This window comes from Streptomyces recifensis (genome assembly GCF_002154615.1).
Lineage (GTDB): Bacteria > Actinomycetota > Actinomycetes > Streptomycetales > Streptomycetaceae > Streptomyces > Streptomyces griseoluteus.
Genome location: NZ_MUNH01000160.1, coordinates 1 through 6145, shown reverse-complemented (window position 1 = coordinate 6145; position 6145 = coordinate 1). Strand labels below are relative to the sequence as shown.

Genomic DNA, 6145 nt, shown 5'->3' with positions numbered 1-6145 from the left:
TGACCCGGTGCACCGGCACGGCTGGACGTGCCGGTGCACCGGGTCAGCCAGGGCAGCGGCGTCTGGATGCTCACGGACGCCGAGATCACCGAGATGGCCGGGGCGACCCGTGAGCGCGGCATCGAGCTGTGCCTGTTCACCGGGCCGCGCGGCACCTGGGACACCGGCGGCGCGGTGCGCTCCGACTCGCGCGGCGGCGGTCCGCGTGCCCGGGGCCACGACGCGGTGGCCGGCTGTGTCGAGGACGCGGTGCGCGCGACCGAACTGGGCGTGCGCTGCCTGCTGGTGGCCGACGAGGGCGTGCTGTGGGCGCTGCACCGGGCGCGGGAGTCGGGGGTGCTCCCCGCGGACACCACGCTGAAGGTCTCCGCGCTGATCGGCCCGGTCAACCCGGTCTCCTACGCGGTGTTCGAGCGGCTGGGCGCGGACTCGATCAACGTGCCCGGCGATCTCACCCTTGCCCATCTCACCGAGATCCGCCGGGTGTCCGCCGCCCCCATGGACATGTACATCGAGGCACCGGACGACCTGGGCGGCCAGGTGCGGATGTACGAGGTGGCCGAGCTGATCCGGCGGGGCGCCCCGCTGTATCTGAAGTTCGGCCTGTCGAAGGCGCCCGGCATCTACCCCTGGGGCGCCCACCTCCGCGGTGTCGCCCTGGACACCGCGCGGGAGCGGGTGCGGCGCGGCCGGCTGGTCCTCGACCTGCTCGCCCGGCACGGCGCCGACGGCGGCATGGCCCCGCTCGGCACCCGCCTCCCCGGCCCGCTGCACCGCTTCCCCGCCACGGACTGATCCCGCACCACCGCACGGCCCGACCCGCTCAACGCCGAGACGAACAAGGACGGTTCCCCATGCGCGACCGGTACACCGCACGCCCCCGCAGAGTCGCTCTCGCCGCGACCGCCGTACTCGCCCTCACCCTGACCGCCTGCGGGCAGAGCGGGGAGGGCGGAGCCGAGGACAAGGGCGGTGACGCCAAGGGCGGCACCATCGGCGTCGCCATGCCGACCAAGTCCTCCGAGCGCTGGATCGCGGACGGCGCCAACGTCGTCAAGGACCTGCGCGCCAAGGGCTACAAGACCAAGCTGGTCTACGGCGAGGACGACCCGGACACCCAGGTCGCCCAGATCGAGAACCTGATCACCCAGGGCGTCAAGGGCCTGATCATCGCGGCGATCGACAACAAGTCCCTGAACAACGTGCTCCAGGAGGCCGCCGACGCCCACATCCCGGTCATCGCCTACGACCGGCTGATCCTCGGCACCAAGAACGTGGACTACTACGCCTCCTTCGACAACGAGAGGGTCGGCGAGCTGCAAGGCACCTACATCGCGCACAAGCTGGGGCTGGACAGCGGCAAGAAGGGGCCGTTCTCCCTCGAGTTGTTCGCGGGGTCCAACGACGACAACAACACCAAGTACTTCTTCGGCGGCGCGATGAAGGTGCTCCAGCCCTACATCGACAAGAAGCAGCTCGTGGTGCGGTCCGGGCAGACCGCGCTCAACCAGGTCACCACGCTCCGCTGGGACGGCACCACCGCCCAGCACCGCATGGAGGACCTGCTGACCTCGGCCTACCGGTCCGGCCGGGTGGACGCGGTGCTCTCCCCGTACGACGGCATCTCCATCGGCATCCTGTCCGCGCTGAAGTCGGACGGCTACGGCGGGAAGGGCAAGCCGCTGCCGGTCGTCACCGGGCAGGACGCGGAGCTGGCGTCGGTGAAGTCGATCATCGCCGGGGAGCAGACGCAGACCGTCTACAAGGATCTCCGCAAGCTCGCCGAGGTCGCCGCGAACATGGTGGACGCCACCCTGGGCGGCAAGAAGCCCGAGGTCAACGACTCCAAGACCTATGACAACGGCGCCAAGGTCGTGCCCGCCTATCTGCTGCAGCCGGTCAGCGTCGACAAGGGCAACTACCGAGAGGTCCTGGTCGACGGCGGCTACTACACCGAGTCCCAGCTCAAGTGACGGCTCTCCCACACGACTTGGAAGGCGCGGCCATGGCGGGACCCGTTCTCGAGATGCGCTCGATCGTCAAGACCTTCCCCGGCGTCACCGCCCTGTCCGACGTCACCCTGACCGTCCGGCCGGGCGAGGTGCACGCCATCTGCGGGGAGAACGGCGCCGGGAAGTCCACCCTGATGAAGGTGCTCTCCGGGGTCCACCCGTACGGCAGTTACGAGGGCGAGGTGCTCTTCGAGGGCGAGGAGTGCCGGTTCCGGGACATCCGGGCCAGTGAGCGGCAGGGCATCGTCATCATCCACCAGGAGCTGGCGCTGGTGCCGTATCTCTCCCTCGCGGAGAACCTGTTCCTCGGCAACGAGCACGCCCGCCGCGGTCTGATCGACTGGACACAGACCCTGCGGCACGCCACGACGCTGCTGCGCCGGGTCGGTCTGGACGAGCATCCGGAGACCCGGGTCGCGGACATCGGCGTCGGCAAGCAGCAGTTGGTGGAGATCGCCAAGGCGCTGGCGAAGTCGGTGCGGCTGCTGATCCTGGACGAGCCGACGGCCGCCCTGAACGACGAGGACAGCGGCAAACTCCTCGATCTCATCCTTGAGTTGAAGGCTCAGGGCATCACCTGCATCGTGATCTCGCACAAGCTGAACGAGATCCGCAAGGTCGCCGACTCGGTGACCGTGCTGCGTGACGGCCGCTCGGTGGAGACGCTGGACGTACGGGCGCCGGGGACCACCGAGGAGCGGATCATCGCGGGCATGGTCGGCCGCGACCTCGACCACCGCTTCCCCGAACGCCCGCCCCATGAGCCGGAGTCGGGTACGGCCCCGGCCCTCGAGGTGCGCGGCTGGACCGTACGGCATCCGATCGACCGGCAGCGCAAGGTCGTCGACGACGTGTCCATCGAGGTGCGCCGGGGCGAGATCGTCGGCATCGCCGGGCTGATGGGCGCGGGCCGCACCGAGCTGGCGATGAGCGTGTTCGGCCGCTCCTACGGCCGGTACGCGGGCGGCACGGTGCTGAAGGACGGCCGGGAGATCCGTACCCGGACCGTGGCGGAGGCGGTGGGGCACGGGATCGCGTACGTCACCGAGGACCGCAAGCACTACGGGCTCAACCTCATCGACACCGTGCACCGCAACGTCTCGCTGACCGCGCTCGGCAAGGTGGCCCGGCGCGGGATCGTGGACGAGCACGCGGAGCGGCGGGCCGCGGAGGGATTCCGTACCGCCATGAACATCAAGGCGCCGACCGTGCTGGAGCCGGTGGGCCGGCTGTCGGGCGGCAACCAGCAGAAGGTCGTCCTCAGCAAGTGGATCTTCGCGGACCCGGACGTGCTGATCCTGGACGAGCCGACGCGGGGCATCGACGTGGGCGCCAAGTACGAGATCTACACCGTGATCGGGCGGCTCGCGGCCGAGGGCCGGGCGGTGGTCTTCATCTCCTCCGAACTGCCCGAGCTGCTCGGCATGTGCGACCGGATCTACACCATGGCCGCCGGCCGGCTGACCGGCGAGGTGCCGCGGGCCGGGGCCACGCAGGAAGCGCTGATGCGCCTGATGACCAGAGACGAAGAGGTGACGCCATGAGCGCGGACGTGACGGCCCCGGCCCCGCCGGAGCGCGGCGGACCGCCCGCCGGGCCGGGCGTGCTCCGGCTGATGCTGGACGGCCTGCGCCGCAACATGCGCCAGTACGGAATGGTGATCGCGCTCGGCCTGATCGTGGTCCTGTTCGCGGTGTGGACCGACGGGGACCTGCTGCTGCCGCGCAACGTGTCCAACCTGGTACTGCAGAACAGCTACATCCTGGTACTGGCGATCGGGATGATGCTGGTGATCATCTCGGGGCACATCGACCTGTCGGTGGGCTCGCTGACCGCGTTCGTCGGGGCGTTCCTGGCGGTGCTGAGCGTGCGGCACGACGTGCCCTGGCCGCTGGCACTGGTGCTGTGTCTGCTGGTGGGCGCGGCGGCGGGGGCGGTACAGGGGTATCTGATCGCCTATCTCGGTATCCCGTCGTTCATCGTGACGCTCGCCGGGATGCTGCTGTTCCGGGGGCTGACGGAGATCCTGCTGAAGGGGCAGACCCTGGGTCCGTTCCCGGACGGGCTGCAGAAGATCGGCAACGGCTTCCTGCCCGCGTTCGGCCCCGACACCGACTACCACAATCCGACGCTGCTGCTGGGTCTGGCACTGATCGCGGCCGTGGTCTGGCAGGAGGTCCAAGGGCGGCGCAGGCAGCGGGAGTTCGCGCTCCAGGTGCCTCCGCTGAGGCTGTTCGCGCTGAAGCTGGCCGCGCTGGTCGGCGCGATCCTCGCCCTGACCCTGCTGCTCGCCAGCTACAAGGGTGCCCCGATCATCCTGATCGCCCTCGGCGCGCTGGTCGCCGGCTACGGGTACCTCATGCGCAACGCGGTCTTCGGCCGGCACGTGTACGCGATCGGCGGCAACCTGCCGGCGGCCAAGCTGTCCGGGGTGAAGGACAAGAAGGTCACCTTCCTGGTCTTTTTGAACATGGGCGTCCTCGCTGCGCTCGCCGGACTGGTGGTCGCCGCCCGGCTGAACGCGGCGTCGCCGAAGGCGGGCGTCAACTTCGAGCTGGAGGCCATCGCCTCGTCGTTCATCGGCGGCGCCTCCATGAGCGGCGGGGTCGGCACGGTGCTCGGCGCGATCATCGGCGGGCTGGTGCTCGGGGTGCTGAACAACGGGATGAACCTGCTGAGCGTCGGCACCGACTGGCAGCAGGTCATCAAGGGGCTGGCGCTGCTGCTGGCGGTCGGCTTCGACGTCTGGAACAAGCGCAGGTCGGGGGCGTGAGGGGCGTACGCCGGGTGAAGGAGGTCACAGCGAGGGTGAGTTGAACACCACCCCGGAGTCCTCCGTATGGATGGGTGGCCCGCGTCCCCCGCGCGGGCCGCCCTTCGACGGAGGTCCCCTTGCCTGACAACGTCACCTCGTTGTTCCGCAGCACCGCCGCGCACAGCCCTTCGATGGCGGCGCTGGTGCGGGAGAGCGACGGTGCGGGTCCGGTGGACTTCTGCATCCCCTGCAACCCCTACTTCCCGACGCCGGCGATGTTCGAGGAGATGGCGTCCCGGCTGCGCGAGATCATCACGTACTACCCGAGCAGCGCCGACACCATCACGGCCGAGCTGTGCCAGTTGCTCCAGCTGCCGCCGCAGTGCGTGGCGATGGGCAACGGGTCGACCGAGCTGATCACCTGGATCGACCATCTGCTGGTCCGCGAGTCGCTCGCGGTGCCGGTGCCGACCTTCGGCCGCTGGACCGACCAGCCGATGGAGACCGGCAAGCGGGTCGACATGTTCCCGCTCCCGGAGGCAGGCGGCTTCGCGCTGGACCTCGGCCGGTACGCCGAGTTCATCCGGGCGCGGGGGACGCGGGTGGCGGTCCTCTGCAACCCCAACAATCCCGACGGCGGCTTCCTGCCCCGGCAGTCGGTGGTGCAGTTCATGGACGCGATGGCCGATCTGGACCTGGTCGTGATCGACGAGTCGTTCCTGGAGTTCGCGGACGCCGAGGCGGAGCCGAGTGTGGTGCAGGAGGCGATGCTCAGGCCCAACGTGATCGTGCTGCGCAGCCTCGGCAAGAACTTCGGGCTGCACGGCATCCGGTTCGGGTATCTGGTGGCCAATCCGGGCCTGGCGAACAAGGTCCGCTCGATGCTGCCCAAGTGGAACCTCAACTCCTTCGCGGAGTACGTGGTGTTCATGCTGAAGGAGCACCGCGCCGAGTACACGCAGAGTCTGCTTCAGGTGCGGCGCGACCGGCTGGAGATGGCCAGCCAGTTGTCCGCGCTGCCGGGGCTCACCGTCTATCCCTCGCAGGGCAACTTCCTCTTCGTGCGCCTCCCTGTGGGCGCCGAGGGCACCGTGGTCCGGGACCGGCTGCTCACCGAGCACCGGATTCTGGTGCGCGAGTGCGGCAACAAGATCGGTTCGTCCAGCCGCTTCCTGCGGCTCGTGGTGCGCCCCGAGACCGACGTCCACCGTCTGGTGGCCGGCCTGGAGCAGGTCCTCTACGAGCCCGCGGTGCCCGAGCTGGGCTACAGCTCCGGTACGGCGGCGGTGGACCGGCTGGTCGGCGAGACGAACGGCGCCGGAGCCCGGCTGACCGCCTCCTCCGGCTCCCCCGTCATCGCCGCCGCCCTGGCCGCCGG

4 protein-coding genes and 1 pseudogene are annotated in these 6145 nt (G+C 69.7%); all 5 read left to right on the top strand.

All coding sequences use genetic code 11. The annotated features are described in order from the left end of the window. Positions 1–15: 15 nt before the first annotated feature. Positions 16–795: pseudogene (locus CCN33_RS10550) on the top strand (hypothetical protein); the annotation flags it as partial. 59 nt (positions 796–854) lie between these two features. Beyond that, a complete protein-coding gene (chvE, locus tag CCN33_RS10545; protein WP_086693393.1) occupies positions 855–1973 on the top strand; it encodes a multiple monosaccharide ABC transporter substrate-binding protein in 1119 nt (372 codons plus the stop codon). A gap of 32 nt (positions 1974–2005) precedes the next feature. Continuing rightward, entirely contained in the window at positions 2006–3556 is a 1551-nt protein-coding gene (gene mmsA, locus CCN33_RS10540; RefSeq protein WP_086693392.1) for a multiple monosaccharide ABC transporter ATP-binding protein, read from the top strand. Then, the gene (mmsB, locus tag CCN33_RS10535; protein ID WP_086693391.1) at positions 3553–4785 is read left to right on the top strand and encodes a multiple monosaccharide ABC transporter permease; all 1233 of its coding nucleotides are present in this window, start codon (positions 3553–3555) and stop codon (positions 4783–4785) included. The genes mmsA and mmsB overlap by 4 nt, the downstream gene beginning before the upstream one ends. A gap of 119 nt (positions 4786–4904) precedes the next feature. Beyond that, on the top strand, positions 4905–6145 hold a 1241-nt coding region (locus CCN33_RS10530; RefSeq protein ID WP_107483921.1), incomplete at its 3' end, for a pyridoxal phosphate-dependent aminotransferase.